Origin of the sequence: Mycolicibacterium arabiense (assembly GCF_010731815.2) — a bacterium.
Lineage (GTDB): Bacteria > Actinomycetota > Actinomycetes > Mycobacteriales > Mycobacteriaceae > Mycobacterium > Mycobacterium arabiense.
This window is the reverse complement of the sequence record NZ_AP022593.1, coordinates 4,426,458-4,452,221: the sequence shown is the minus strand read 5'-3', so window position 1 is coordinate 4,452,221 and position 25,764 is coordinate 4,426,458. Positions and strand designations below refer to the sequence as shown.

Below are 25,764 nucleotides of genomic sequence, written 5' to 3'. Positions count from 1 at the left end.
ATCGGGTCAGGACGCGGCGGCCAGCGCCTCGTCGAGAATGATCGTGGCCTTCTCGTCTTCGACGTTCTCCGCCAGAGCCAGCTCGCCCACGAGGATCTGCCGCGCCTTGGCCAGCATGCGCTTCTCGCCTGCCGACAGTCCGCGCTCCTGATCGCGACGCCACAGGTCGCGAACGACCTCGGCGACCTTGTTCACGTCACCGGAGGCGAGCTTCTCGAGGTTGGCCTTGTACCGACGCGACCAGTTGGTCGGCTCCTCGGTATGGGGCGCCCGCAGCACCTGGAAGACCTTGTCCAGACCTTCTTGACCCACCACGTCCCGCACGCCGACGTACTCTGCGTTGTCAGCGGGGACCCGAACGGTCAGATCACCCTGGGCGACCTTGAGGACGAGGTATTCCTTCGCCTCGCCCTTGATGGTCCGGGTTTCAATCGCCTCGATCAGCGCAGCACCGTGGTGTGGATAGACGACGGTGTCTCCGACCTTGAAAATCATCAGAATGAAGCCCCTTTCACGTGTCCATCCTAACACGGGGCTGGAGGGGGCGTATGTCAACGATGCAGGTCAGGGGCACCGCCGGTGAAGAGAAGGGGTTGACACCGTAACGAATCCGTGCAACCAAGCAAGTGCTCGGCAAACCGCCGGGAGGCCTTTTCCGGGCCGCAGGCGGACCGCCGCGAGACCCGCCTTCCGAAGCGGCTCGCGCCTTTTCGCTCGTGCGCGGGGTGTCGGCGCGGCGGTCCCGGCGGCGGGTGAGACACCTCGGCTACCGCGGTCGAACGGCACCTACTACTCTGCATAGTCGAAGCACCGGACGCCCGTCCGTCGCGCTGCCTTGCCGAGCAGGAGGCCTGAGTGAACCGCTCCCGATCGCGCTCGTCCGCCGTCACGTCGGGCGTCGCCGCCCTGGGCGTCGCCGCGACGGTTCTGCTCTCCGGATGTGGCGCCGGGCAGATCTCGCAGACCGCCATGCAGCAGCCGGCCATCAACGGCACCAACGTGTGGGTCGGCCAGCCGACGTACGGCATCGCCCTCCGCAATCTGCACCTGCGCGCACCCCAGACCACCGACTACGTCGAGCCGGGCACCGATGCCGAGTTGATCTTCGTCGCGATCAACGGATCTGCCGAGGAGCCCGACAAGCTCGTCTCGATCACCTCGGAGTTCGGGACCGTCAGCGTCACCGGCAAGACCGAGGTGCCCGCCAACGGAAGCCTCGTCGTCGGCACCCCCGACGGCCAGGTCAGTGCACTCGAGGCGGTCGACGTGGTCGATGCGGCCGAGGCGAAGGTCGCGCTGACCAAGCCGATCACCAACGGCATCAACTACGACTTCACCTTCACCTTCGAGAAGGCAGGCTCCTCCACCATCGCCGTGCCGATCTCGGCCGGCGAGACCCAGCGCCGCGACAAGGAGCCGGAGATCCACAACGGCGGCTCGGGTTCGGCCATCGGCGAAGAAGCCGGCGGCGGCCACAGCGAGGGCGGCGGCCACTAGCGCTAGCGCGCCTGAGTGGTTCTGTCGGTGGTGACCGATACCGTCACGGCGTGACACGAACCGGCTCGAAGGCACGTTCGCAGTTCCGGTGTTCCGAATGCAGTCACGTGGCGGCCAAGTGGGTCGGCCGCTGTCCTGACTGTGGCACCTGGGGCACCGTGAACGAGGTGGCCGTGCTGTCGACGGTCCACGGCGCTGCGGTACGACGGGCCGTCGCGCCCGCCTCCCCCGCGGTGCCGATCAGCTCGATCGATCCCGGGGCCACCCGGCACTTCCACACCGGCATCAGCGAGCTGGACCGCGTCCTCGGCGGCGGGCTGGTGCCCGGTTCGGTGACGCTGCTCGCCGGCGATCCCGGCGTCGGCAAGTCCACGCTGCTGCTCGAGGTCGCCCACCGCTGGGCCGAGACCGGTCGCCGCGCGCTCTACCTGTCCGGCGAGGAGTCCGCGGGCCAGATCCGGCTGCGCGCCGAACGCACCGGCTGCAGCCACGACGAGGTGTTCCTCGCCGCCGAGTCCGATCTACAGACCGCACTGGGCCACATCGAGGCGGTCCAGCCGTCGCTCGTGGTGGTCGACTCGGTGCAGACGATGTCCACGGCCGAGGTCGACGGCGTCACCGGCGGCGTCACCCAGGTGCGGGCCGTCACCACGGCGTTGACCATGGCCGCCAAGACCACCGGTGTCGCGATGCTGCTCGTCGGCCACGTCACCAAGGACGGCGCCATCGCGGGACCGCGCTCGCTCGAGCACCTCGTCGACGTGGTGCTGCACTTCGAGGGCGACCGTGCGTCGGCGCTGCGCATGGTCCGCGGCGTCAAGAACCGCTTCGGCGCCGCAGACGAGGTCGGCTGCTTCCTGTTGCACGACAACGGAATCGAGTGCGTCGCCGATCCTTCCGGACTATTCCTCGACCAGCGTCCGGCACCCGTGCCGGGCACCGCGGTGACCGTGACGCTCGACGGCAAGCGGCCACTGATCGGCGAGGTGCAGGCGCTCATCGGGTCGGCGTCGACGGGCAGCCCTCGGCGGGCAGTCAGCGGCATCGACTCGTCTCGTGCGGCGATGATCACCGCCGTGCTGGAGAAGCGCGCGCACCTGTCGGTCGGGTCGTACGACATCTACCTGTCCACCGTCGGCGGCATGCGCCTGACCGACCCCTCGTCGGACCTCGCCGTCGCCCTGGCCATCGCGTCGGCGTACGCCGACATCCCGATGCCCGCAACGGCCGTCGCCATCGGCGAGGTGGGCCTGGCCGGCGATCTGCGCCGGGTCACCGGCATGGACCGTCGGCTCTCCGAGGCGGCCAGACTGGGCTTCACGTCGGCGATCGTGCCGCCAGGGGTGAAGGACGGCCCGGCGGGTCTGCGACTGCTCAATGCCGACAACATCGGTGGGGCGTTGCGTGTGCTGCGGGAGATCGCAGACAATAAGGGCTGATCCGAGGAGGGGCCGATGGCCGTTGTGAAGTCCGGCGGCAGGGCAGCAGTCCGCGGCACCCCGAACAACGTGGTGCAGCTGGCGCGGCCGACGCTGCGCGAGACGCTCGGCAGGCTCGCTCCCGGAACCCCGTTGCGCGATGGCCTGGAGCGCATCCTGCGCGGCCGCACCGGCGCACTCATCGTGCTCGGGTACGACGAGAGCGTCGAGGCCATCTGCGACGGTGGCTTCGAACTCGACGTGCGCTACGCCCCTACCCGGCTGCGCGAGCTGTCGAAGATGGACGGCGCGGTGGTGCTGTCGAGCGACGGCACGCACATCCTGCGGGCCAACGTGCAACTCGTCCCCGATCCGTCGATCCCCACCGACGAGTCCGGCACCAGGCACCGCTCCGCCGAGCGCACGGCCGTGCAGACCGGCTATCCGGTGATCTCGGTCAGCCACTCGATGAGCATCGTCACCGTGTACGTCGCAGGCGAGCGGCACGTCGTCCCCGACTCGGCGACCATCCTGTCGCGTACGAACCAGACCATCGCGACGCTCGAGCGGTACAAGACGCGGCTCGACGAGGTGAACCGGCAGCTGTCCACGGCAGAGATCGAGGACTTCGTCACGCTGCGCGACGTCATGACGGTGGTGCAGCGCCTGGAGATGGTGCGGCGCATCAGCCTCGAGATCGACGCGGACGTCGTCGAACTCGGCACCGACGGCAGGCAGCTCAAGCTGCAGCTCGAGGAGTTGGTCGGCGACAACGACACCGCGCGCGAGCTGATCGTGCGCGACTATCACGCCAACCCCGACCCGCCGACGGGCGCCCAGGTGAGTGCCACGCTCGAGGAACTCGACGGCCTGTCGGACACCGAGTTGCTCGACTTCACCGCCCTGGCAAGGGTTTTCGGTTATCCGTCGACGGCGGAGGCGCAGGACTCCGCGATGAGTTCACGCGGTTACCGCGCGATGGCGGGCATTCCGCGACTGCAGTTCGCCCACGTCGATCTGCTGGTCCGGTCGTTCGGTTCGCTGCAGGGCGTGCTGGCCGCGAGTGCGAGCGATCTGCAGTCGGTCGACGGCATCGGATCCATGTGGGCGCGTCACATCCGGGAGGGCCTGTCGGCGCTCGCGGAGTCGACGATCGCCGATCAGCTCGCCTGAGTCCTGCGCCGAACTGGAGAGTCACGTCGTTGCGGCGCGCGCAGAACGACGCGACTCTCCAGTTCGGCGGAAGTGGGGGGTCAGCCGACCGGCGCGGGAACTTCACCCTCGGGTGCCACGGGCGCCGGCTCCGGCGGGGCCTCACCCGGCGCGGGCGGCGCCGCCTCGGCGAGGATGAACGGCACTGCCGCCGACCTCAGGTTCCCGAGCTGCACCACCAGGTTGTAGGTGCCCGGTCCGATCGGTTCGCGGGGCAGTGGGCAGTTGGCTGCCGAGCCCATGCCGGTCCACGTCACCTCGGTGGTGACCTGCTCGCCCGGGTTGAACGTCTTCACCAGCGTCTCGTTGGACGGGGCGCAGTCCAGGTTCGACCACAGGCGGTCGTTGTTCAGCGAGTAGACGTACGCGGCGAGCACCGCGGCGCCGACGTCGCGCTGGCAGGCCACCAGGCCGATGTTGGTGACGACCATGGTGAACTTCGGCTGGTCGCCGATGACGTAGTTGGGCTGGCTGGTGATGCCCTTCACGGCAAGCGTCGAATCCGGGCAGTCGTCGCCCTCCTTCAGCACCGGCGGCGGCGTCACGGCTGCCGACGGGGTCGGCGTCGGGGGCGGCGCCTGCTGGGCCGGCGGCTGAACCGGGGTCTTGACCTCGGGGTTCTCGCCCGGCAGCGGTGTGGGGGCGGCTGCGGTGGGGCTGTTCGTGGCGCCCTCACCGGACGACGAATCACCCGAGGAGTTCGCCACGACGACGAACACGATCGCCACGACTAGGGCGATGACGAACGCGGCAACGCCGATCGCGAGCATCCGGCGCCGCTTGTAGATCTCCGGCGGCAGCGGCCGATGCGGTTCTGTATCCAGCACATTTCAACGGTAAGGGCAGGTCACGCCCTATCGTCCGACCGTGCTCGGCGTGTCGCCGTCCAGTCTCGTGACGAAACTCGCGTCAGGCTTCGCCGATGTCGCCGATGTGAGCCCGCCGCTCGGTGCGTCCATCGGCGAGGTGGTAGGTCGCGCCGACCACCGCCACCGTGCCCGCCTCGAGCGCGTCGCGGATCGCAGTGGAGCGGTCACGGAGCTGTTGGACGGTCTCGTTGACGTGCTTGGCCTCGAACTCGTCGAGGTTCGTCATGCCCTCACGCCTGCCCATCAGGATCGACGGCGTCACGCGTTCGACGACGTCGCGCACGTACCCGCCCGGTACCGCGCCCTCGTCGATCGCGGTCAGCGTCGCCTTGACCGCACCGCAGCTGTCGTGGCCGAGCACGACGATCAGCGGTACGCCCAGCACGTTGATCGCGAACTCGATCGAGCCCAGCACCGCGGAGTCGATGACGTGGCCGGCGGTGCGCACGACGAACATGTCGCCGAGGCCCTGATCGAAGATGATCTCGGCTGCGACGCGGCTGTCGGAACACCCGAACAGCACCGCCGTCGGCTTCTGGCCGTCGACGAGGCGCTCCCGGTCGGCAATTCCCTGGCTCGGGTGTTGGGGCTTACCGCTGACGAAGCGGTCGTTACCCTCGCGTAGTGCCTTCCATGCGCTCACGGGATTCGAATTCGGCATGGGTGTCATCTTGCCTGAGCCACTTCCGGAGAGCACCGTGAGCCTCGACGCCACGGTTTTGCTGGACTGGTACGACCGCGAGCAGCGGGACCTACCGTGGCGTCGGCCGGGGGTCAGCGCGTGGCAGATCCTCGTCAGTGAGTTCATGTTGCAGCAGACCCCCGTGGCCCGGGTAGAGCCGATCTGGCGCGACTGGATCGCGCGGTGGCCGACCCCGTCGGCGACCGCGGCGGCGTCGCAGGCCGACGTCCTGCGGGCGTGGGGCAAGCTCGGCTATCCGCGGCGCGCGAAGCGGCTGCACGAATGCGCGACCACCATCGCCACCGACCACGGCGACGAGGTTCCCGACGACGTCGACACGCTGCTGACGCTGCCCGGCGTCGGGGTGTACACCGCACGGGCCGTGGCCTGCTTCGCCTACGGCAAGCGGGTGCCGGTCGTCGACACCAACGTGCGCCGCGTGGTCGCCCGTGCGGTGCACGGACGGGCCGATTCGCCCGCCAGCGTGCGCGACCTCGCCGACGTCGAAGCCCTGCTGCCGAACGACGAACGGGCACCGCGCTTCTCGGTCGCGGTGATGGAACTGGGCGCGACGGTGTGCACGGCACGATCACCGAAGTGCGGCATATGTCCGCTGGGCGCGTGCGCGTGGCGAGCGGCGGGCTACCCACCCGCGACCACACCCGCACGCCGACCGCAGCGCTTCACCGGCACCGATCGACAGGTGCGGGGCCGGTTGCTGGACGTGTTGCGCGCGAACGCCTCTCCCGTCCCGCGCGCCGAACTCGACGTGGTGTGGCTGACCGACACCGTCCAACGCGACCGGGCGCTGCTGTCGCTGCTGAGCGACGGACTGGTCGAACAGACCGCCGACGGGTTGTTCGCACTGGCCGGCGAGGGCGGCTAGTTCGGCACGCCGGAACCGCTCGGTGGATTAGCCTCGACGGGTGGCCGGTCGTCGATTCCAGGCGGCGCGAATCCAGTTCGCGTCGCGCTTCGACCTCGACATCGCCTACCAGGTGCTCGGCGAGGGGCCGGTCGACCTGATCGTCATGCCCGGCCCGTTCGTGCCCATCGACGTGATGGACGCCGAACCGGCGATGTACCGCTTCTACCGCCGACTGTCTAGCTTCTGCCGCGTCATCCGCTTCGATCAGCGCGGGATGGGGATGTCGTCGCGAATCGGGTCGGACGCCACCGTCACCCCGTCCTGCTGGGCGGAGGACGCGATCACGGTGCTCGACGCCATCGGCTCCGAGCGCGCAGCGGTGCTCGCGTCCGGGTTCACCGCGGTCAGTGCGCTGCTACTGGCCGCCGACCACCCGGACCGCGTCAGCCACCTGGTGCTGGTCAACGCGAGCGCCCGCGCACTCTGGGCAGCCGACTACGAATTCGGCGCCAAGTCCGACGGGGCGAACCCGTTCACCACCATCGCGCACGAACCAGACGCCGTCGAGCGGGGTTTCGACGTGCTGCGCATCGTCGCGCCGTCGGTGGCGTCCGACCGTGCGTTCCGCAGCTGGTGGGACCACGCGGGCAATCGGGCCGCCTCCCCGAGCATGGCCCGCAAGTCCAGTGAGGTCATCGCGGGAGCCGATGTGCGGCACAAACTCTCGTCGATCACCACTCCGACACTGGTGATGCACCGCAGGGACTCGGCCTTCGTCGGCGTCGAGCACGGGCGCTACCTCGGCGACCACATCGCGTGTGCGCGCTACGTCGAGTTGCCCGGCAACGACTCCCTGTACTGGATCGGGGACGCAGGCCCGATGCTCGACGAGGTCGAGGAATTCATCACCGGGTCCCGCGGGGAGGCCGACGCCGAACGGGTGCTGAGCACCGTCGTCATCACCGACATCGTGGGGTCGACGGCGCGGGCGGCCACGCTCGGCGACGACCGCTGGCGCGATCTGCTCGACCACCACGACGCCACGGTGCGCAACACGCTCGATAGATTCCGCGGGCACGAGATCAACACCGCCGGAGACGGTTTCATCGCGACGTTCACCAGCCCGAGCGGCGCCCTGGACTGCGCCGAGGCCATCGTCGACGCCGTAGCGTCGATCGGCCTGGAGGTCCGCGTGGGCGTGCACGCCGGCGAGGTGGAGATGCGCGGCGACGACATCGCGGGCATGGCGGTGCACATCGGGGCGCGGATCGCGGCGCTGGCAGGTCCCAGTGAAGTGCTGGTGTCCTCGACGGTCCGCGAGATCGTCGCGGGCTCGCTGCGCACGTTCACCTCACGCGGCGTGCACGACCTCAAGGGCGTGCCGGGGCCGTGGCACCTCTACTCGCTGTAGCTCCGAGGATGGGTCAGGCCGTCGCCGCACAGTCGGTGCAGGCGAACCGGCGCCGGTAGTCCGACGGCGTCACGCCGATGATGCGCCGGAAGTGATGGCGCAGCAGCGTCGCGGTGCCGAACCCGGACCGGTCTGCGACCTGGTCGATGTCCAGGTCGGTCTCCTCGAGGAGCCGGCGGGCGTAGAGCACGCGCTGGTCGGTCACCCACTGCATCGGCGTACGACCGGTCTCCTCGACGAAGCGCCGCGCGAACGTCCGCGCCGACATGCTCGCCCGCTTGGCCAGCGTGTTGACGGTGTGCGGCTTCTCGAGGTTGGAGAGGATCCAATCAAGGTGCGGCGCAAAGCCTTCCGAGCATCGCACCGGGATCGGCTGATCGATGTACTGGCGTTGACCGCCGTCGCGGTGCGGCGGGACGACCATCCGGCGTGCGATCACGTTGGTGACCTCACTGCCCAGTTCGCGGCGCACCAGGTGCAGGCAGGCGTCGATGCCCGCAGCCGTGCCCGCACTGGTGATCAGGTTGCCGTCGTCGACGTAGAGGACGTTGCGGTCGACCTTGGCCGTCGGGTACATGGCGGCCAATTCGTCGGCGTGCATCCAGTGCGTCGTGCAGGCTCGCCCGTCGAGCAGACCGGCAGCACCCGCGACGAAGGCGCCCGAGCAGACGGTGAGGATGATCGACCCGGATTCGGCGGCCTTGCGGATCGCGGCGAGCGCCTCCTCCGGATAGGTCGGGCCCGAGATGGCGGGGATCGCAACGAGGTCGGCGCCGACGAGGTCCTCGTAGCCGTGGTCCGGGGTGATCCAGGCGCCGACCGACGTCCGCAGCGGCTTGCCCGGTTCGGGCCCGCAGATCTTGAAGTCGAAGTTCGGCACTCCCTCGGCGGAGCGGTCGATGCCGAACACCTCGCACAGGACGCCGAACTCGAAGACGGCCAACCCGTCGAGCACCAGAGCTGAGACGGTCTTGATCATGGCAGTATCTTATCCTCCTCAGTCAGTTCTGCCACTGTTGGCGGGATCTCAAAGGTCGAACAATTGCTGCCATGGACATCTTGCTCACCTTCCTCATCCTCGCCGCACCGTTCGCCGTGGCCGCCCTGCTGAGCTGGTCGTCGCACCGCGGCCAGCCGATCCGGACCTACTACGACGGCGTCGCCGACGACCCCGACTGGTACCGCATCCAGCACGATGCCGATGCCGCGCGCACCCGCTTCGAGCAGAGCCCGGCCTGGCCGGCGTCAGGCGCCTCCGGCGAACGTCGATAAGAACGCGAGCACCGCGTGGCGGTATTCCTCCGGCGCATCGTCGTGCACCAGGTGGCCGGCGCCCGGAACATCCAAAAGGGTTGTCCGGAAACCGGTCTCGTGCATGCGGCGCATCTGACCGGGCGGAGTCACCGAGTTGCCCGCCTCGATCAGCAGCGTCGGCGCCCGCACCGCGTGCCACTGCTTCCAGTAGTCGCGGGTACCCCACTGCGCCGCGATCTCGACCCAGCGCTCGGTGCGGCCGTGCAGCCGCCACCCCGTCGGCGTGCGGTCGAACGCCTCGGCGAAGTAGCGCCCCGCGACGTCACCGAACGCGTCGAGTATCTGCCGGTGCGACGTGAACTCCTCCGGCAGTGCGTACACCCACGGCTCCCACGGTCCCGTCGTACGCCCGCGGAAGTCCGGCGCCATGTCCTCCACGACGAGAGCACGCACCAAGTCCGGCCGCTCGGCGGCCAGACACCACGAGTGCAGGCCGCCCATGGAATGACCGACCAGCGTCACCGGCCGACCGAGCGAGACCACCGCGTCGCCGAGATCGGCGACGAACCGCTCGGTGCTGATCGGCTCCGGATCCTCGACGTCACGGCCGCGGTGCCATGGCGCGTCGTAGGTGTAGACCCGGGCGACGTCGGTCAGCCACGGGATCTGACGCGACCAAGTGCTCCCCCGCCCCATCAGACCGTGCACCAGCACCACCGGCTCACCCCGACCGCCCCTGTCGGTCAGCAGTTCGGTCCGCATGGGCTAATACTGCCCCGGCACCAGGGGCGGTAGCCTGATGCCCATGCCCGTGGTGAAGATCAACGCGATCGAAGTTCCGCCGGACGCCGGCCCCGAGTTGGAGAAGCGCTTCGCGAACCGCGCCCACGCCGTCGACGGCCAGCCCGGCTTCCTCGGCTTCCAGCTGCTCCGCCCGGTCAAGGGCGAGGACCGCTACTTCGTCGTCACGCAGTGGGAGTCCGAAGAGGCATTCGAGGCCTGGGCCAGCGGCCCGGCGGTAGAAGCCCACGCCGGCCAGCGCGCGAATCCCGTCGCCACCGGTGCGTCACTGCTCGAGTTCGAGGTCGTGCTCGACGTCCAGCGGTCGGGATCGTAGCGACGTGGGAATCGATGTCACGAGGACCGGCGCCACGGCGTAACGCAGGCCGGATGCGACACCGGGTGGTCGGAGCGACGATCGCCGCGATGCTGGTCGCAGTCCTGGCCTGCGGTTGCTCTCCTACCGGTCCGGCTCCCGCCGAGGCCGCGTACGGGACTCGGATCGACACGAACACCCCGCAGGGGCTGCGGGCCAAGCAGCTCGTCGACATGGTCAACTCGGACTGGCCCATCGGTACCGTCACCGTCGGCACCCTCGCCAGCCCGGAGCTGATCGAACCCGTCGCCGGTGCCATGGACCGCCTGTGGGCGGACCGGCCGATCACCGTCACCGGCATCGAGGTCGGTGCCGGGTCGGCCACCCTGCATCTGTTGACTTCGTATCAGGTGGCCCAGGACGTCAAGCTGCGCACCAACGACGCCGGTCTGGTCGACCGCTTCGACATGACGCTGGTCAAGCCGCAGATCAAGCAGTGGTCGGACGTCGACGCCGAGATCACCAAGTCGGGCGCCCGCTACTCGTACGCCGCGTCGAAGGTGTCCAGCGGCAAGTGCACCAAGGTCGTGGGCACCAACGTCGACGAATCGCTGCCGCTGGCCTCGATCTTCAAGCTGTACGTGCTGCTGGCCGTCAGCGAAGCCGTCAACGCGGGCACCCTCACCTGGGACGAGCAACTGGTGATCACCAAGGAGGCCAAGGTCGTCGGCTCCGCCGGGTTCGACGACCTGCCGCCGGGGGCAAGCGTGTCGGTGCGAGACGCCGCGCAGGAGATGATCTCGGCCAGCGACAACATGGCCACCGACATGCTGATCGAGCGGCTCGGGCCGGGCGCGGTGGAACGCGCCTTGGCCACGGCGGGCCACCACGACCCGGCGGCGATGACGCCGTTCCCCACCGCGCACGAGATGTTCTCCGTCGGCTGGGGCAAGCCGGACGTACGCGAGGAGTGGAAGCAGGCGTCGCCGCAGCGCCGCGCGGAACTGCTGCACCAGACCAACGTCCTGCCGTACGAGCCCGACCCCGAACGCACCCGCACGCCGGCGTCGCCCTACGGGGCGGAGTGGTACGGCACCGCGATGGACGTCTGCCGCGTGCACGCAGCGCTGCAGGCCTCCGCCGTCGGGCCCGCCGCACCGGTCCGGGCGATCCTGTCGGCCACCCCCGGCATCGAACTCGACCCGAAGACCTGGACGTACATCGCGTCGAAGGGCGGCAACCTGCCGGGCGACCTGACGTTCAGCTGGTACGCCACCGACCGCACCGGCCAAGGCTGGGTGGTCAGCTTCCAGCTCAACTGGCCCGCCTACCGCAGTCAGATCGCCGCCGGATGGCTGCTGTCGATCGCCACGCAGGCCTTCGGATTGATCTCGGTCGGACCGCCTAACCGGTAGAGCGCAGCGTCCACGCCTGACCGCGCAGATGCATCACGGTCCTGCTGGCAGGTGCCACGTCGACCCGCCAGAACGACCTCGGCGGCGCGTCGAGGGCAACCAGTACGGCTGCCCGGATCACGGCCGGATGCGTCACCGCGGCCAGCCTCCCCCGCCGATCCGCCAGCGAGTCGAGCCACTTACGCACCCGGATCATCACGTCGACCACCGACTCCCCGCCGTGCGGGGCCTGCGTCGGATCGGTCAGCCAGACGGCGAGTTCCGCGGGCGGCACCCCGCCGAGAACCTGACCGCGCCATGTGGCGCAGTCGAGGTCGGCCAGCGCGTCGTCGGTCTCGGCGCGAAGACCGAGCAGTTCTGCGGTCTGACGGGTCCGCTTCTCCGGCCCGCACACCGCCGCGTCGATCGGACCGAGTTCGACAGTGGCGTCCAATTGCCGTTGTCCGAGCCCGTTGAGCGGCTCGTCGATCGGGAAGCGTCCGGCTGCCATGGCATCGGTCATGGCGTGCGACACCAAGGTCAGCCGGACGACTTCACTCACCGAGTTGCTCAGGCCGCCAACGCGTCGTGGCGTCGACCGTCGAGCACCTTCGACACCAGCGCCGCGAAGGCGAGGCCGATCGTCGCGTACATGACGACCTGCACCCCGAGGGAGTACAACCGGAAGTCGTACAGCACGTCGGCTGGGAAGCCCTCGTAGACGATCGCGCCCGCGTCGTCGCGCAGCGGGCCCGGCGTCTCGTCGATCGTCGGCAGGATCAGCATCACCACGGCAACGGCGACGACGTAGGTCCCCGCTGCCGCCAGCGACGCGTTCCAGGCGCCGAACTTCGCCGACCACCGCCGGCCGAGCGCAACCGCGCCGACGAGCAACGCCGCCGACAGCACCACCATCGCCAGGTAGAGCAGCGTCCGCTGACGGATCGTCTCGTCCAGGCTGAGCGCAGGTGGGCTCGCCGGGTACTTCAACGACGGAATGACGTACAGGCTCAAGAGCATTCCACCTGCGACGTACAGCGACAGCAGCTTGGCCGAGACGTTCCCGACCCGCCCGTACGCCACGGCGAACACCACCGCGAACAACGCACCGATGGCGACGCTGAACGCGAGCACGCCGAGACCCATGCCGATGTTCATCTGAATGGCGCGTGAGAACCCGCCGCCATCCTCACCGTGGCTGTGCCCCGCAGCCGACGCCGCGTGCTCCATCGCCTCGTGCGCGGCGCCTACGCCGTCCTCGTAGCCGATCGCCCGGTCGATGACGGGTTCGACGAAGATCCGTGCGAACACGAACGCGAACAGTCCTGCAAGGGCGCCTGCCAGAAGGCCGCGCCCGATGATCTGCTTCTCCATATTGGTTTGTCGTCCCTCCTCGTCCCGCGTATCAGTGGCAGGGGAATCCGAGAAGGTGCCGGGCGTCGTGGACGAACTCGTGCACGACGGTGCTGTTGCCGAACACCGACGTCGCGCCCTGGTCCATGCCGACGAAGTAGAGGACGAGCAGGGCGAGGAAGGCGGTGGCAGAAAGCCACACCGCCGCGCGGGTGGCGGAGAGGTCGAGGGCGGGCGCTGCGCTCGTGCGTGCGTCGGCTGAGTTCATGTCGGTCGTCCTTTCGGGAGTTCGCGTCCCGTTTCAGAGGTGGTGACGGCGTCGGGTCTGACTATGACAGTGGCGCGACCGTTCTGGATTCTCACCAGATTCCTTCGCCGTCGGGTACAGCAGCATTCAACCACGCGGAGCCGTCGACGGGTTCAAGATCGACGGCAAGCCCCCGAACGCACGAACGCCCCCGACTCGCGTCGGGGGCGTTCGCGTACTGCGTGGTTACTCGGTCACTGCTGCTCCGCCAGCGCCTGCGCCTGCCAGATCCGGCTCGATGACCGGCCTGCGGGCACCGCTGAACGTGAACACCGCGTCCTCGGTCTTGCCGCTCTCGCCGTCCCAGTTCTCGACGTCGACGGTGACGACCTGGCCGGGACCGATCTCCTCGAAGAGGATCTTCTCGGACAGCTGGTCCTCGATCTCGCGCTGAATCGTGCGACGCAGCGGTCGCGCACCCAGCACCGGGTCGAAGCCGCGCTTGGCCAGCAGGGCCTTGGCCTTGTCGGTCAGCTCCATCGTCATGTCCTTGGCAGCAAGCTGCTTGCCGACCCGGCCGATCATGAGGTCGACCATCGTGATGATCTCCTCCTGCGTCAGCTGGTGGAACACGATGATGTCGTCGATGCGGTTGAGGAACTCGGGGCGGAAGTGCTTCTTCAGCTCGTCGTTGACCTTCTGCTTCATCCGGTCGTAGTTGTTCTCGCCGCCACCCTGGGTGAAGCCGAGGCCAACCGCCTTGCTGATGTCAGACGTACCGAGGTTCGAGGTGAAGATCAGCACGGTGTTCTTGAAGTCGACCGTGCGACCCTGACCGTCGGTGAGACGACCATCCTCAAGGACCTGCAACAGGCTGTTGTAGATCTCCTGGTGCGCCTTCTCGATTTCGTCGAACAGCACCACGCTGAACGGCTTGCGCCGCACCTTCTCGGTGAGCTGGCCGCCCTCTTCGTAGCCGACGTACCCGGGAGGGGCACCGAACAGCCGCGACGCGGTGAAGCGGTCGTGGAACTCGCCCATGTCGATCTGGATCAGCGCATCGTCGTCGCCGAAGAGGAACTCGGCGAGCGCCTTGGACAGCTCGGTCTTACCGACGCCGGACGGGCCGGCGAAGATGAACGAGCCCGACGGCCGCTTCGGATCCTTCAGGCCGGCGCGGGTGCGCCGGATCGCCTTGGAGACCGCCCGCACGGCGTCCTCCTGGCCGATGATCCGCTTGTGCAGCTCGTCCTCCATGCGGAGCAGACGCGTGGTCTCGGCCTCGGTCAGCTTGAACACGGGGATACCGGTCCAGTTGCCCAACACCTCGGCGATCTGCTCGTCGTCGACCTCTGCGACGACGTCGAGATCACCCGAACGCCACTGCTTCTCCCGCTCGGCGCGCTGCGCGACGAGCTGCTTCTCCTTGTCGCGGAGGTTGGCGGCCTTCTCGAAGTCCTGCGCGTCGATCGCGGACTCCTTCTCCCGGCGCGCATCGGCGATCTTCTCGTCGTACTCGCGCAGGTCCGGCGGAGCAGTCATCCGGCGGATTCGCATCCTGGCGCCGGCCTCGTCGATCAGGTCGATCGCCTTGTCGGGCAGGAAGCGGTCGTTGATGTAGCGGTCGGCCAGGGTGGCCGCGGCCGCGATGGCACCGTCGGTGATCGAGACCCGGTGGTGCGCCTCGTACCGGTCGCGCAGGCCCTTGAGAATCAGGATGGTGTGCTCGACCGTGGGCTCGCCGACCTGGACCGGCTGGAACCGGCGCTCGAGAGCGGCGTCCTTCTCGATGTACTTGCGGTACTCGTCGAGGGTGGTCGCACCGATGGTCTGCAGTTCGCCACGGGCCAACTTCGGCTTGAGGATGCTGGCCGCGTCGATCGCGCCCTCTGCGGCACCTGCGCCGACGAGCGTGTGCAGCTCGTCGATGAACAGGATGATGTCGCCGCGGGTGTTGATCTCCTTGAGCACCTTCTTCAGCCGCTCCTCGAAGTCACCGCGGTAGCGGCTGCCCGCGACCAGCGATCCGAGGTCGAGCGTGTAGAGCTGCTTGTCCTTCAGCGTCTCGGGCACGTCGCCGTGCACGATCGCCTGGGCCAGGCCCTCGACGACGGCGGTCTTGCCGACGCCGGGCTCGCCGATCAGCACCGGGTTGTTCTTGGTGCGGCGGGACAGCACCTGCATGACCCGCTCGATCTCCTTCTCGCGGCCGATGACGGGATCGAGCTTCCCCTCCATCGCGGCGGCGGTCAGGTTGCGACCGAACTGATCGAGCACCAGCGACGTCGACGGGTTGCCGGACTCGCCACCACGGCCGCCGGTACCCGCCTCGGCGGTCTCCTTGCCCTGGTAGCCGCTGAGCAGCTGGATGACCTGCTGGCGCACGCGCGTCAGCTCGGCGCCCAGCTTGACCAGCACCTGGGCGGCCACGCCCTCGCCTTCGCGGATCAGGCCGAGCAGGATGTGCTCGGTGCCGATGTAGTTGTGGCCGAGCTGCAGCGCTTCGCGCAGCGACAGCTCCAGCACCTTCTTGGCTCGCGGGGTGAAGGGGATGTGGCCGGACGGAGCCTGCTGGCCCTGACCGATGATCTCCTCGACCTGGCTGCGCACGCCTTCGAGCGAGATGCCCAACGACTCGAGCGACTTCGCGGCAACGCCTTCGCCCTCGTGGATGAGTCCAAGGAGGATGTGCTCGGTGCCGATGTAGTTGTGATTGAGCATCCTGGCTTCTTCTTGGGCCAGAACGACGACGCGCCGTGCGCGGTCAGTAAAGCGTTCGAACATCGGTGGTTACCTGCTCTCCATCAAATAGCGCAGCTCGTGAAACTTCTCGGCGTGTTCACCACGCCCTGCACCCACGGTCCACTGTAGTGGGCGAAGGCCGGGCATGCCCCGCCTGTCTCCGGCTACCCGGTGATGCACTAGAGCAACGCAAGGGGAATGCGAATCGTTTCCGCATTTCGGCGCATGCGCTTCGCCGCTAGCGAACGGACCCCGCGCCACGCCGGCGCGACGCCGGGAACGGCAACGTCGGCCTACGTTGCGGCGTGGAAGGCGTCGATGACGTCGGCCGGGATCCGGCCGCGGGTGGAGACGTTGTGGCCGTTGCGGCGCGCCCACTCCCTGATGGCTGCGCTCTGCTCGCGGTCGATCGAGGCACGGCCGCGACCGGTGCCCGCCGAGCGGCCACGACGGCGGCCACCGACCCGGCGGCCCGCCTCGACCCATGACTTCAGGTCGTTGCGCAACTTTGCGGCATTCTTCGCGGAAAGGTCGATCTCGTAGTTCACCCCGTCGAGCGCGAATTCAACGGTCTCGTCGGCGGCTGCCTCACCATCGAAATCATCGACCAAGGTGACGGTAACTTTCTTCGCCATTAGCCCACACGACCCTTCTGCCCCCAATGGGTTCACCCGAACCCATACGCAATATTGGCATGAAAAAACGAATCATTCAAGAAGTATGATAACTGAACGTGCGGTCAGCCTTGGCGTCGCACTATCGGGAACAAAACGGTTTCGCGAATGGACAAGCCCGTCAAAGCCATCAGCAGCCGATCGACGCCCATTCCGGTGCCCGTGGTGGGTGGCATCCCGTACTCGAGTGCGTCGAGGAAATCCTCGTCCAGCACCATTGCCTCGTCGTCACCGGCCGCCGCCGCGCGCGCCTGGGCCTCGAATCGCTCCCGCTGGATCACGGGGTCGATGAGTTCGGAATAGCCGGTCGCCAACTCGAACTTCCGGACGTACAGGTCCCATTTCTCGGTCACGCCGGGAAGGCTCCGGTGGGCCCGCGTCAACGGTGCGGTCTCGACGGGGAAGTCACGCACGAACGTTGGCGCCCACAGGGTCTCTCCGACCGTGTGCTCCCACAGCTCCTCGACCAGCTTTCCGTGCCCGTAGCCGCGGTCACGGGCGATCTCGACACCCAATCGGTCGGCCACCGCCCAGAGGTACGACGCCTCGGTGTCAGGGGTGATCTCCTCGCCCAACGCCTCCGACAGCGACGGATACATTTCGACGGTGGCCCATTCTCCGTCGAGATCGTAGGTAGTGCCGTCGGCCAAGGTGACGTTCCTGGTGCCAATCGCCTCGTCGGCGACCTCTTGAATCATCTCCCGCATCATGACTGCGGAATCGTCATACGTTCCGAAGGCCTGATATGTCTCCAGCATCGCGAATTCCGGCGAATGCGTCGAATCGGCGCCTTCGTTTCTGAAGTTGCGATTCAACTCGAAGACCCGCTCGAAACCGCCGACTAGGCATCGCTTCAGGAACAGTTCCGGCGCGATGCGGAGGTAGAGGTCTGCGTCGAGCGCATTGGAGTGCGTGATGAATGGCCGTGCGGCGGCCCCGCCGGCCAGCGTCTGCAACATCGGCGTCTCGACTTCGAGGAACCCACGCCGCTCCAACGCGGAACGCACGGCGCGCACCACCGCGATGCGCTGCCGCGCAATCGTGCGGGCCTCGGGACGGACGATCAGATCGACGTAGCGCTGCCGGACGCGGGACTCCTCGCTCATTTCCTTGTGGGCCACCGGAAGCGGCCGCAATGCCTTGGAAATGATTTGCCAGGAATCGGCGAGCACAGACAATTCGCCCCGCCGCGAGCTGATCACCTCGCCGTGCACGAACACGATGTCGCCCAGATCGACGTCGGCCTTCCACGAATCCAGCGACTCCTGACCCACCTTCGCCAGGTTGATCATCACCTGGAGCTGCGTTCCGTCGCCCTCCTGCAGCGTCGCGAAGCACAGCTTGCCCGAGTTGCGCGCGAACACGACGCGGCCTGCGACACCGACGAACTCACCGGTCTCCGCGCCCGGCTCGAGGTCGGCGTGGGTCGTGCGGACCTCGGCGAGCGTATGGGTCCTTGCCACTTCCACCGGGTAGGGGTCGCGGCCCTCTACGATCAGCCGCTCCCGCTTGGCCTGCCGAATCCGGAACTGTTCGGGGACGTCGGGGCCGGGGTCGGAGACCTCGCGGCTCTCGGGACGATCAGCAGTGCTCACGACGTGCCAGCTTAAATGAACTCCCGACCGCTCCCCTCGACGTGAGGGCTCCAGGTCTGCGTGGTGGGGCCTCGCCCGCACTTCCGCTAGCGCTTGCCCCGCGCGCCGTCGCGGTTGCGCTCGAACACCAGTCGCAGGCCGTCGAGGGTCAGGTGGGGGTCGTAGTGCCCGACGGTGTGCAGGTCGGGAAGGACGAGCGGTGCAGTGTGACCGGTGGCCACCACGGCCACGTCGTCACCGCCGAACCCGTCGACGTCCTCGCGAATCCGGTTCACCAGACCGTCGACGAGGCTGGCGAATCCGAAGACCGCGCCGGCCTGCATGCACTCGACTGTGTTCTTGCCGATCACCGAACGGGGCCTGGTCAACTCGACCCGCCGCAGGGCTGCCGACCGCGCTGCCGCGGCATCCGAGGAGACCTGCACGCCGGGCGCGATCGCGCCGCCGAGGAATTCCCCCTTGTGCGACACCACGTCCACGCAGATCGACGATCCGAAGTCGACGACGATCGCGGCGGAGTGGAACCGTTGATAGGCGGCGAGGCAGTTCACGATGCGGTCGGCCCCGACTTCCTTGGGGTTGTCGACGAGCAGCGGGATCCCGGTTCGCACACCGGGTTCGATCAGCACGTGCGGAATCGTCGGCCAGTACTGTTCGAGCATCACCCGGATCTCGTGCAGCACCGACGGCACCGTCGACAAGCCCGTGGCACCGGTGAGTTGTTCGGCGTCGTCGCCGATCAACCCGTCGATGGTGAGGGCGAGTTCATCGGCTGTCACCTCGGACTCGGTGCGAATGCGCCAGTGATGCACCACCTTCGCGTGATCGCCCGATCCGGACACCAGGCCGACGACGGTGTGGGTGTTGCGTACGTCGATTGCGAGGAGCACGGCCGCTACCGCGCCGAGAACGGGTCGGCCACGCCGTGCAGGTCAGCCTGGGTCACCGTCGCGCGGTGGATCTTCGACTCGAGCAAGGTCCGAAACATCAGAGCCTCCAGGGGAATTCGCGGTCGGCGTCCGACTCCACCCTTGAGTGGCCGTCGATCCCGGCGGACGCGCCGACGTCTATCGCGATGTTGTCGAGCAGCCTGGTCGCACCGAGCCGCGCCGCCACGAGCATCCGGGCGGGCCCCTCCGCGGGCGCCGGGCCGAGCCAGACGTCGCGCACCTCGAGGTAGTCGACCTCGAGTGCGGGCACCTCGACGAGCACGGCACGCGCGGCCTCCAACGCCTCCTGCGCGCCACCGGCCGCCCCGTACAGGCCCGCCAGCAGCGCTGCGGACAGCGCGCCCGCCTGCTCGCGCTGCACCTCGTCGAGGTAGACATTGCGCGACGACATCGCCAACCCGTCGGCTTCGCGCACGATCGGCACGGCCACGATCCGGACGCCGAGGTCGAGGTCCGCGACCATCTGACGCACCAGGACCAACTGCTGGTAGTCCTTCTCCCCGAAGAACGCCTGATCGGGTGCCACCATGTTGAGCAGCTTGAGCACGACGGTCAGCATCCCAGCGAAATGCCCTGGCCGAGAGGCACCTTCGAGTTCTGCGCCGAGCGGCCCGGGGTGCACGGTGGTGCGCCGACCGGCGGGGTACACGTCGGCCTCGCTCGGGGTGAACGCGATCTCGACGCCCTCGTCCCGCAATACGGCGAGGTCGTCCTCCAGTGGGCGTGGGTAGGCGGACAGGTCCTCGTTGGCGCCGAACTGCAAGGGGTTGACGAAGATCGACACCACGACCACCGCGCCGGGGACGGCCTTGGCCTTGCGCACCAGCGAGAGGTGCCCCTCGTGCAGCGCGCCCATCGTCGGCACCAGCACCACGCGTCGGCCGGTGGTGCGCAACGCACGCGACACGTCGGACACGTCGGCCGGCTTCGAGTAGACGTTCAGGTCACCCGGGTTGAACTTCGGCGGTCTGCGAGTGATCACGACGATCCTTCCGACTCTGCGGTCAACACGGCGAACACGTCGGCGGGCGCGTGGGCACGCTGGGCCGTTCGCAACGAAACCGCTCGATATGACTGCGCCAGTTCCGGATCCACTTCCCGCAACGCGGCGAGGTGCCCGGCGACGGCTGTGGCGTCGCCGCGGGCCACCGGGCCGGTGAGCGCACTCTGCCCACGCTGCAGCGCATTCTCCAGCGAGGCCCGTGCCAGCGGCGCGAGAACGCGTTCGGCGATGCCGCCGGGCCCGTCGCCGACCAGTTCCTGGCCGAGCAGTTCCTGGCCCTTGATGGCGGCGCGAAGTGCCTCGACGGCGTCGAGCACCACGGTGATGACGTGGTTCCCGCCGTGGGCGAGGGCCGCGTGATAGAGCGTGCGGGCATCTTCGCGCACGCGGAACGGTTCGCCACCGATCTCGAGCACCAGTGACTGCGCGATCGCGTAGCCGATCTCGTCGGCCGCGGTGATGCCGAAGCAGGCCTCCGACAACCGCGCGATGTCCTCATCCGCGCCGGTGAACGTCATCGCCGGGTGGATGGCCAGCGGGATGCAGCCGAGTTCGGTCAGCGGCGACAGGACGCCGATTCCGTTGGCGCCGGCAGTGTGGACCACGATGGTGCCGGGTCGGACCGCACCGGTGCTCGCGAGCCCCGCAACCAGACCCGGCAGTTCGACGTCGGGCACGGCCAGCAGCAGCAGCTCGGCTCGTGCGGCGACGTCGTGCACCGGGAGCACGGGGGTCTCGGGCAACCGGAGTTCGGCCCGGCGCCGCGACGCCTTGGAGATGGCACTGCACGCCGCCACGACGTGCTCGGCCCGTTCGAGTGCCACGCCGAGCGCGGTCCCGACCCGACCGGCCGAGATGATGCCGACCGACAGCCGTGCTGGACGGAATCCGTTGGGCGTCCCCACCTAGACGACCTCGCTGACGTCGTTCTTCGTTCGTTCCAGGCCCGCTCAGCGGGTACCGGACGGCCGCCAAGAGATTAACTCATCGGGGGCAACGGCCTGTTCGGCCCTAGTCCCTAACCGTCTCCGACGGCCCTAGTCTTCTCGCCGTCTCCGACGGCCGCCACCACCTGCGCCCGCCTGCAACCTCGCCAGCAGTTCCGACGCGGGCATGCCGTCCGCGTGCTGTCCCTGCGGTTCCTCGGTGTCCTCGGGTTCCTCCGGCGGACGATGCCTGGCAGCGCGGTCCGGCGAGGGCGACGCCAGGGTCGGCGGCGTCGGGGCCTTACCGGGGTCGACGCCCGGGGCCCAGTGCCGCGCCCGGCGGGGACCGTCGTCGGCAGCGGCGTCGCTGCCCGAGTGGCGGCCGCGGGACTCGGTCGGCGGCGGCGCCATCACCGGCGGCACGGCCGGCTCGCTGGGCGGCGCGACGGGTGATTCGGTGGGTGGCTGGGTGGGTGGCTGGCTGGCTTCAGCCGCCGGCGGCTCGCTGGGCTCCGGCGCTGGTGGCTCGGTGGGCTCCGGCGTCGGCTCCACGACGGGTGACACCCAGTTGCTGCCCGGCGTGCCGGCCGGGATGAACTCGCCCTCGGCAGGGGCCGGACGCCAGCCCGGGGCGTCGTTGGTGGAGGTGTGCCTGCCCGGCCGCTCGGGCTCCTGCCACGGTGAGCGCGCAGCGGGCGGCACGTCCGGTGCGGGAGCGGCAGGCGGGGTGGGTGACACCGGTGGTGGCGGGGTGGGCGCCACCGGGGGCGGCGGGGCGGGTGACACCGGTGGCGGCGGGGTGGACAGCCACGACACCCGCACCTCGGGTTCGGGCGGCGTCGCTGCGGGTTCCGGCGCGCGCGTCGGCGGCGGGGGCGGTGGTGGCGGCGTGAAGGCCGGGCTCGGTGCGGCAGTGGGTCCAGGCGGGGGCGGCCACGTCGCGGTAGGGGGACCCATGGGCGTGCCCGACTCCGACCCCAGCCGATGGGCACCGCCGAACTCCGACGCCGGGCGCTCGGGCTCCGGTGGCGGCTCGACCGGGACGTCGATGATCGGGCTTTCCTCGGTGTTCGGCTCCGCCTCGTCGGCGTCCTCGGCGTCGATGCGGCTGCTGACCACGCGACCGGGGGTCGCAACGCGCTCGCGCTCCCCCGGCTGGTCGCCGACGCGATCCCAGTCGGGGAAGCGATGCACGGTCGTCCGCTCGGTCTCGATCGCAGGCCGATGCGAGAGGTCGGCGTCGAAGATGATCTCGAGGTTGGCACGCAGCGCCGCCAGTTCGGCACGCAAGCTTGCCACCTCATCGGCCGACTGTGCGCGCAGCTCCGAACTCAGCTCGCGGCGCAACTGCGATTCGAGGCCGAGTTCGTACTCGCGGCGGGCTGAGATCTCCCGATCGAGCTGCAGGTCGTACACCAGCTTGAGGTCGCGGGCACGCGCCGAATCCACGTCGGCCTGTCGGCGATAGATGAACGAGACGAACGCGGCGACCACCGCCGCCCAGAGCGCGACGATGACCGCAAGCTTCAGCAGCTCAACGCTATTCGTGAACACCAGGGCCGAACTCGCGATGATGGCGAGCACCAGCAACGTCGTCAGCAGCGCTCCACCCGGCCTGCGGCTGGCGCGCCGGGGGCGCACACCACGGGTCGGATCGGCCATGGGAGGACTGTACCGGTCACAGGTCGCGTCGCGTGTCGACCGCGGCGGCGATTCGGCGTCCCGACCTGGCGTTCCCCTACTCCCTCACGCCATCCTGATCGTCCGGCGAATCCTGCGGCGACTTGCAGCAATGCTGCAGCCACAGCGCCGCGACGACCAAGGCCAACGCACTGACACCAGCCACCACCGCGCCCGCGGTGTCCTCGGCCGCCACGCGCATGACGTCGCGGCGCGGGAGCAGGTATACGACCACGGCCAGCCACCAGCCGAGGACCAGGGCTCCCACCCAGGCCGACGCCTTGGCCACCATGACCGAACGCGCAGCCGCCAGCGGATGCAGCCGCCCGTCGCCGAATCCGACCTCGCCGGCGCCGATCTTCGAGCGCACGTAGAACGCCCAACCCGCCTCGACGCCCGCAACGGCCAGCAGCGAGATCCCCGTCCAAATGGTCAGCGGGGGGAAGAAGCGATACAGGCCGGCGACCACGACGTAGCCGACGACGGCGACAAGGGCCGTCCCGGCGAGCAGGTCCCGTTTGCGGGTGGGGCCCATCAGATCGTCAGAACCAGATCGGTCGCTCGCACCCCGGCGCGCTCCGACGCGTCGATGCCGTCGAGGAGTTCGGCGATGGGCCGACGCGTGCCGGCGACGGTGAGGCTGGCCGCCGGGTCGGTGGCCAGCCACGGGATGAGCACGAACGCCCGCTGGTGCGCGAGCGGATGCGGAAGGGTCAGCGTCTCGTCCGACGACCGAACTTCATCGGCGCCGTCGTGGCAGGTCACGATGTCGACGTCGAGGGTGCGCGGTCCCCAGTGCACCTCGCGGACGCGTTCGGCTGCCCGCTCCAGTTCCTGACCTCGGTCAAGCCAACCCCGGCAGTCCAGCACCGGATCGTCGGCGAGTACCACGGCATTGAGGAACGGGCCCTGCTCGACACCACCCCACGCGTCGGTCTCGTACACGGGTGAGACGGCGCGGACGGCATCGCCGAGACCGTCGACCACCGACTGCAGGTGCGCGAGCCGGTCACCGAGGTTGGAGCCGATGGAGAGCACCACCGCCGTCACTCAGCGCCCCTGCCGTTGCGCCGCGACCGCCTGGCCACCACGGCGACGTCGCGGAACGCGAGCGGGATCGGTGCCTGCGGCTTGTGCACCACCACCTCGACGGCGTGCACCCTGTCATCGCCCATCACGTCGTCGGCGATCTCGGCGGCGACCGTCTCGATGAGGTTGCGCGGCGGGCCTGCCACGATGTCGTACGCCCGTTGCGCCAGCGCGCCGTAGTCGAGGGTGTCGGCGAGGTCGTCGCTCGCGGCGGCCGCGGCGAGGTCCACCCACACCGTCAGGTCGACGACGAAGTCCTGCCCGTCGGCGCGCTCGTAGTCGAAGACACCGTGGTTGCCGCGAACGGCCAAGCCGCGCAATTCGATTCGATCAGCCACCGGCGCTACCTCCAACATCAGTCCACGCCCGTACGACCTTCAGCGCATCCACCGACGCACGCACGTCGTGCACCCGCACACCCCACGCGCCGTGCAGTGCGGCGAGCGCGGAGACCACGGCCGTCGCGGTCTCCCTGCCGTCCGGCGGCCGGGGTCGTCCGTCGGCGTCCTCGAGCAGCGTGCCGAGGAAGCGCTTGCGGGACGCGCCGACGAGCACCGGCATGCCCGTGCAGACGAACTCCGGAAGGGCGCGCAGCAGCGCCCAGTTGTGGGCAGCGGACTTCGCGAACCCGAGCCCCGGGTCGATGATCAGCTTGGCCGGGTCGACGCCAGCGGCGACGGCGGCGTCGACGCTCTCCATCAATTCGGTGCGGACGTCGACGACCACGTCACCGTAGGGCGGCACGTCGTGCGGACGGTCGGCGCCGACCGATCGCCAGTGCATCAGCACCCACGGGACGCCGGCATCCGCGAGCAACGGAGCCATCGCGGGGTCGGCGCGCCCACCCGAGACGTCGTTGACGATGCTCGCGCCGCATTCGAGTGCGGCCCGAGCCACCTCGGCGTGCATGGTGTCGATGCTGACGCGGACGCCCTCGCCCGCAAGCGCTTCCACGACCGGGAGCACCCGCGCGGTCTCGACACCCGCGTCGACGCGGACCGCACCGGGCCGGGTCGACTCCCCGCCGACGTCGATGATCGCCGCGCCGTCTGCGACCAGTGCCAGAGCGTGCTCGACCGCCCTGTCGCGGTCGAGGAACTGGCCGCCGTCGGAGAACGAGTCGTCGGTGACGTTGACGACCCCCATCACGATCGGGGCAAGCGGAGCGACGGGACGGCTCACTTGCGCAAGATCAGTTCCAGCGCCTCGGACCGCGAGGCCTTGTCGGTCTTGAACTGCCCGCGCACCGCGGAGGTCGTGGTGGTGGCGCCGGGCTTGCGCACGCCGCGCATCGCCATGCAGAGGTGTTCGGCCTCGATGACGACGATGACGCCGCGCGGGTTCAGCTTGCGCATCAGTCCGTCGGCGATCTGCGCGGTCAGACGCTCCTGCACCTGCGGGCGCTTGGCGTAGAGGTCGACGAGCCGTGCGATCTTCGACAGCCCCGTCACCCGCCCGTCGATGCCAGGGATGTACCCGACGTGCGCGACGCCGTGGAACGACACCAGATGGTGCTCGCACGTGGAGTACATCGGGATCTGCTTCACCAGCACCAGCTCGTCGTGCTGCTCGTCGAACGTGGTGTTGAGGACCGTGTCCGGGTCGGTGTAGAGCCCCGCGAAGATCTCCCGGTACGCGCGGGCCACCCGGGCCGGGGTGTCGACCAGCCCGTGCCGATCGGGATCCTCCCCGACGGCGATCAGGAGTTCGCGCACCGCTGCCTCGGCACGTTCCTGATCGAACTGCGGTGTCTCTTCGCGCAGAATGGGGTCGATCTCCGACCGCGTCATCCGGTGGCTCCGTT

Annotated in this window: 28 protein-coding genes and 1 pseudogene; 8 read left to right on the top strand and 21 right to left on the bottom strand. The window is 69.0% G+C overall.

The window, feature by feature from the left end; all coding sequences use genetic code 11:
- Positions 1–6: 6 nt before the first annotated feature.
- On the bottom strand, positions 7–495 hold the full coding sequence (locus G6N61_RS23040; protein WP_163921553.1) for a CarD family transcriptional regulator: 489 nt from the start codon (positions 493–495) through the stop codon (positions 7–9).
- Between the two features lie 360 nt (positions 496–855).
- Between G6N61_RS23040 and G6N61_RS23035 the strand changes: the two genes are divergently transcribed.
- Genes G6N61_RS23035 through disA form a run of 3 tightly spaced genes read left to right on the top strand, consistent with a single transcriptional unit; the run spans position 856 to position 4,088 of the window.
- Positions 856–1,497, top strand: a complete 642-nt coding sequence (locus tag G6N61_RS23035; protein ID WP_163921550.1) for a copper chaperone PCu(A)C domain-containing protein — start codon at positions 856–858, stop codon at positions 1,495–1,497.
- 50 nt (positions 1,498–1,547) lie between these two features.
- A complete protein-coding gene (gene radA / locus G6N61_RS23030) occupies positions 1,548–2,936 on the top strand; it encodes a DNA repair protein RadA (RefSeq protein ID WP_163921547.1) in 1,389 nt (462 codons plus the stop codon).
- 15 nt (positions 2,937–2,951) lie between these two features.
- Entirely contained in the window at positions 2,952–4,088 is a 1,137-nt protein-coding gene (disA, locus tag G6N61_RS23025) for a DNA integrity scanning diadenylate cyclase DisA (protein WP_163921544.1), read from the top strand.
- An 80-nt stretch (positions 4,089–4,168) separates the two neighbouring features.
- Here the strand turns inward: disA and G6N61_RS23020 are convergent, their stop codons facing one another.
- Together G6N61_RS23020 and G6N61_RS23015 are read right to left on the bottom strand one after the other, a co-directional pair.
- Entirely contained in the window at positions 4,169–4,954 is a 786-nt protein-coding gene (locus G6N61_RS23020) for a hypothetical protein (RefSeq protein WP_179973513.1), read from the bottom strand.
- An 82-nt stretch (positions 4,955–5,036) separates the two neighbouring features.
- Positions 5,037–5,657, bottom strand: coding sequence for a carbonic anhydrase (locus G6N61_RS23015; protein ID WP_163921540.1), 621 nt, complete (start codon positions 5,655–5,657; stop codon positions 5,037–5,039).
- On the opposite strand from G6N61_RS23015, the gene G6N61_RS23010 reads away from it, so the two are divergent.
- Both G6N61_RS23010 and G6N61_RS23005 read left to right on the top strand, forming a co-directional pair.
- Positions 5,656–6,564 carry an iron-sulfur binding domain-containing protein gene (locus G6N61_RS23010; protein WP_163921538.1) on the top strand — a complete coding sequence of 303 codons (909 nt, stop codon included), beginning with the start codon at positions 5,656–5,658 and terminating at the stop codon, positions 6,562–6,564. The genes G6N61_RS23015 and G6N61_RS23010 overlap by 2 nt on opposite strands.
- A gap of 40 nt (positions 6,565–6,604) precedes the next feature.
- Positions 6,605–7,957: a bifunctional lipase/adenylate cyclase LipJ gene (locus G6N61_RS23005; protein ID WP_235887266.1), complete on the top strand. Its 1,353-nt coding sequence runs from the start codon at positions 6,605–6,607 to the stop codon at positions 7,955–7,957.
- A gap of 13 nt (positions 7,958–7,970) precedes the next feature.
- On the opposite strand, the gene G6N61_RS23000 is transcribed toward G6N61_RS23005, so the two are convergent.
- Positions 7,971–8,936 (bottom strand): helix-turn-helix domain-containing protein, encoded by a 966-nt coding sequence (locus tag G6N61_RS23000; protein ID WP_163921535.1) that lies wholly within the window; start codon positions 8,934–8,936, stop codon positions 7,971–7,973.
- A gap of 71 nt (positions 8,937–9,007) precedes the next feature.
- Here G6N61_RS23000 and G6N61_RS22995 point away from each other — a divergent pair, with 71 nt between their 5' ends.
- Positions 9,008–9,229 (top strand): hypothetical protein, encoded by a 222-nt coding sequence (locus G6N61_RS22995; RefSeq protein ID WP_163921531.1) that lies wholly within the window; start codon positions 9,008–9,010, stop codon positions 9,227–9,229.
- On the opposite strand, the gene G6N61_RS22990 is transcribed toward G6N61_RS22995, so the two are convergent.
- A complete protein-coding gene (locus G6N61_RS22990) occupies positions 9,203–9,973 on the bottom strand; it encodes an alpha/beta fold hydrolase (RefSeq protein ID WP_163921528.1) in 771 nt (256 codons plus the stop codon). The two genes, G6N61_RS22995 and G6N61_RS22990, sit on opposite strands and share 27 nt — an antisense overlap.
- 43 nt (positions 9,974–10,016) lie before the next feature.
- Between G6N61_RS22990 and mhuD the strand changes: the two genes are divergently transcribed.
- Together mhuD and G6N61_RS22980 are read left to right on the top strand one after the other, a co-directional pair.
- Positions 10,017–10,328 (top strand): mycobilin-forming heme oxygenase MhuD, encoded by a 312-nt coding sequence (mhuD, locus tag G6N61_RS22985; RefSeq protein ID WP_163921525.1) that lies wholly within the window; start codon positions 10,017–10,019, stop codon positions 10,326–10,328.
- Positions 10,329–10,381: 53 nt separating this feature from the next.
- Positions 10,382–11,722 carry a serine hydrolase gene (locus tag G6N61_RS22980; RefSeq protein ID WP_179973512.1) on the top strand — a complete coding sequence of 447 codons (1,341 nt, stop codon included), beginning with the start codon at positions 10,382–10,384 and terminating at the stop codon, positions 11,720–11,722.
- Here the strand turns inward: G6N61_RS22980 and G6N61_RS22975 are convergent.
- The 16 genes and pseudogenes from G6N61_RS22975 to folE all read right to left on the bottom strand — a co-directional run bounded on the left by G6N61_RS22975 (position 11,712) and on the right by folE (position 25,750).
- Positions 11,712–12,263 carry a histidine phosphatase family protein gene (locus G6N61_RS22975; RefSeq protein ID WP_163921522.1) on the bottom strand — a complete coding sequence of 184 codons (552 nt, stop codon included), beginning with the start codon at positions 12,261–12,263 and terminating at the stop codon, positions 11,712–11,714. The two genes, G6N61_RS22980 and G6N61_RS22975, sit on opposite strands and share 11 nt — an antisense overlap.
- Before the next feature lie 8 nt (positions 12,264–12,271).
- On the bottom strand, positions 12,272–13,075 hold the full coding sequence (locus G6N61_RS22970; RefSeq protein WP_163921519.1) for a CbtA family protein: 804 nt from the start codon (positions 13,073–13,075) through the stop codon (positions 12,272–12,274).
- Between the two features lie 31 nt (positions 13,076–13,106).
- Positions 13,107–13,322 (bottom strand): CbtB domain-containing protein, encoded by a 216-nt coding sequence (locus G6N61_RS22965; protein WP_163921516.1) that lies wholly within the window; start codon positions 13,320–13,322, stop codon positions 13,107–13,109.
- 225 nt (positions 13,323–13,547) lie between these two features.
- Positions 13,548–16,085, bottom strand: coding sequence for an ATP-dependent protease ATP-binding subunit ClpC (gene clpC1 / locus G6N61_RS22960; RefSeq protein ID WP_163921513.1), 2,538 nt, complete (start codon positions 16,083–16,085; stop codon positions 13,548–13,550).
- A 251-nt stretch (positions 16,086–16,336) separates the two neighbouring features.
- Complete coding sequence (gene lsr2 / locus G6N61_RS22955) at positions 16,337–16,678, bottom strand: histone-like nucleoid-structuring protein Lsr2 (RefSeq protein WP_163921495.1); 342 nt, start codon at positions 16,676–16,678, stop codon at positions 16,337–16,339.
- A gap of 104 nt (positions 16,679–16,782) precedes the next feature.
- The gene (lysS, locus tag G6N61_RS22950; RefSeq protein WP_163925041.1) at positions 16,783–18,312 is read right to left on the bottom strand and encodes a lysine--tRNA ligase; all 1,530 of its coding nucleotides are present in this window, start codon (positions 18,310–18,312) and stop codon (positions 16,783–16,785) included.
- A gap of 86 nt (positions 18,313–18,398) precedes the next feature.
- Positions 18,399–19,202 carry a type III pantothenate kinase gene (locus G6N61_RS22945; RefSeq protein ID WP_163921493.1) on the bottom strand — a complete coding sequence of 268 codons (804 nt, stop codon included), beginning with the start codon at positions 19,200–19,202 and terminating at the stop codon, positions 18,399–18,401.
- A gap of 29 nt (positions 19,203–19,231) precedes the next feature.
- Positions 19,232–19,300: pseudogene (locus tag G6N61_RS22940) on the bottom strand (aspartate 1-decarboxylase); the annotation flags it as partial.
- Positions 19,300–20,244 (bottom strand): pantoate--beta-alanine ligase, encoded by a 945-nt coding sequence (panC, locus tag G6N61_RS22935; protein ID WP_163921488.1) that lies wholly within the window; start codon positions 20,242–20,244, stop codon positions 19,300–19,302. The gene panC and the pseudogene G6N61_RS22940, both read right to left, overlap by 1 nt.
- Positions 20,241–21,170, bottom strand: a complete 930-nt coding sequence (locus tag G6N61_RS22930) for a Rossmann-like and DUF2520 domain-containing protein (protein ID WP_163921485.1) — start codon at positions 21,168–21,170, stop codon at positions 20,241–20,243. Before G6N61_RS22930 ends, panC begins: the two co-directional genes overlap by 4 nt.
- Before the next feature lie 132 nt (positions 21,171–21,302).
- Positions 21,303–22,853, bottom strand: a complete 1,551-nt coding sequence (locus tag G6N61_RS22925) for a DUF6779 domain-containing protein (protein ID WP_163921482.1) — start codon at positions 22,851–22,853, stop codon at positions 21,303–21,305.
- 76 nt (positions 22,854–22,929) lie between these two features.
- Positions 22,930–23,406 (bottom strand): DUF3180 domain-containing protein, encoded by a 477-nt coding sequence (locus G6N61_RS22920; protein WP_163921479.1) that lies wholly within the window; start codon positions 23,404–23,406, stop codon positions 22,930–22,932.
- Positions 23,406–23,921 carry a 2-amino-4-hydroxy-6-hydroxymethyldihydropteridine diphosphokinase gene (gene folK, locus G6N61_RS22915; protein WP_163921476.1) on the bottom strand — a complete coding sequence of 172 codons (516 nt, stop codon included), beginning with the start codon at positions 23,919–23,921 and terminating at the stop codon, positions 23,406–23,408. Before folK ends, G6N61_RS22920 begins: the two co-directional genes overlap by 1 nt.
- Positions 23,918–24,298, bottom strand: a complete 381-nt coding sequence (folB, locus tag G6N61_RS22910) for a dihydroneopterin aldolase (protein WP_163921473.1) — start codon at positions 24,296–24,298, stop codon at positions 23,918–23,920. Before folB ends, folK begins: the two co-directional genes overlap by 4 nt.
- On the bottom strand, positions 24,291–25,106 hold the full coding sequence (gene folP / locus G6N61_RS22905; RefSeq protein WP_163925040.1) for a dihydropteroate synthase: 816 nt from the start codon (positions 25,104–25,106) through the stop codon (positions 24,291–24,293). The genes folB and folP overlap by 8 nt, the downstream gene beginning before the upstream one ends.
- 32 nt (positions 25,107–25,138) lie before the next feature.
- Positions 25,139–25,750 (bottom strand): GTP cyclohydrolase I FolE, encoded by a 612-nt coding sequence (gene folE / locus G6N61_RS22900; protein WP_163921470.1) that lies wholly within the window; start codon positions 25,748–25,750, stop codon positions 25,139–25,141.
- Positions 25,751–25,764: the final 14 nt, after the last annotated feature.